Here is a 1491-nt window from a genome sequence, read left to right as displayed (position 1 = left end):
GGCCCTTCGTACCTGCGGTGGGGGCAGTGAGCGACTTGGCATGACGCGGTCGGGGTGAATGGGGTCGAGGCCCTCCAGGATCGGGAGCGACCAAGCTGCCCAACCGGAAGGCCTCGACGATGCTCGAGCCTACGGCGTGTGACCGTGCACGCCCACGCCCTGAACGCCCCTGCTACTGCGATCGCTGCGACCTGTTGGTCGGCCTCGAGGGGTTCCACGTCATCGCCGTCAGCCAAGACGCCGGCACTGTCCGCGTCGTTGTCGAGACACCCGCCCAGCAGACCGGCTGCCGCGCGTGCGGAGTGATCGCTCACAGCCACGGCCGCCGCGAGGTCCGGCTGGTCGACGTGCCCTGCTTCGGGCGCCCGGTCACGCTGATCTGGCGCAAACGGACCTGGCGATGCGGCGAGGAGAAGTGCTCGACGAAGTCGTTCACCGAACAGCGTCTCGACCTGGCCGGACCCAGGGCGCTGCTCACCGTGCGGGCGTGCTGGTGGGCCATCGGCCAACTGCGGGGCGAGCACGCCTCGATCGCTGGGCTGGCCCGTCAGCTCGGCACGACGTGGCGCACGGTGTGGCGCTCGATCCAGCCGCTGCTGGAAGCGATGGCCGCCGACGAGGACCGCTTCACCAACGTCACCTCCCTTGGAGTCGATGAGCACATCTGGCACCACGTCTCCACCAAGCCCGTCGACCAGGGCGGCCGCGGACCCAAGGAGCTGACCGGGATGGTCGACCTGACCCGTGACCAGCACGGACGCGTCCGCGCCCGGCTCCTCGACCTCGTCCCGGGCCGGTCCGGCAAGGCCTACGCCGACTGGCTCACCGACCGTGGCGAGGAGTTCCGAGGTGGCATCAAGGTCGCCGCCCTGGATCCCTTCCACGGCTACAAGACCGCGATCGCCGACCAGCTCGAGGACGCCGTCGCGGTCCTGGATGCCTTCCACGTCGTCAAGCTCGGTACCGCCGCGGTCGATGAGTGCCGACGCCGGGTCCAGCAAGAGACCACCGGGCACCGCGGCCGCAAGGGCGACCCGCTGTACGGCATCCAGAAGCTGCTGCGAGCTGGGGCTGAGAAGCTCACCGACAAGCAGTGGAGCCGTCTGGAGAAGGCGCTCGCTGCCCGTCCCGAGGAGCACCTGCAGGTCTGGATCGCCTGGTCGTGCGCCCAGCAGCTCCGAGCCGCCTACCGTCACCGCGACCCGGCCCAGGGCCGCAAGATCGCCGAGAAGATCTTGGCGTCCTTCCCGACCTGTCCGGTTCCCGAGATCGCCCGGCTCGGCCGCACCCTGAAGCGGTGGTCCGAGGCGTTCTTGGCCTACTTCGACACCGGCCGCTCCAACAACGGCGGCACCGAAGCCATCAACGGCCTCATCGAGCTCCACCGCCGCGTCGCCCGCGGCTTCCGCAACTACAACAACTACCGGCTACGCATGCTCCTCATCGGCGGAGGACTCGACACCCTCATCCCCACCTGAAGTACGAAGAGCC

1 protein-coding gene is annotated in these 1491 nt (G+C 69.2%); it reads left to right on the top strand.

The genetic code is table 11. The features are described 5' to 3' along the window. Positions 1-119: 119 nt before the first annotated feature. Entirely contained in the window at positions 120-1478 is a 1359-nt protein-coding gene (locus tag AC3WRM_RS18380) for an ISL3 family transposase (protein WP_492249996.1), read from the top strand. Positions 1479-1491 lie beyond the last annotated feature (13 nt).

This window comes from Aeromicrobium sp. EU05-FHT14F07 (assembly GCF_058790455.1).
Note: the sequence above shows the minus strand (reverse complement) of the source record. Positions and strands in the feature narration are given on the sequence as shown.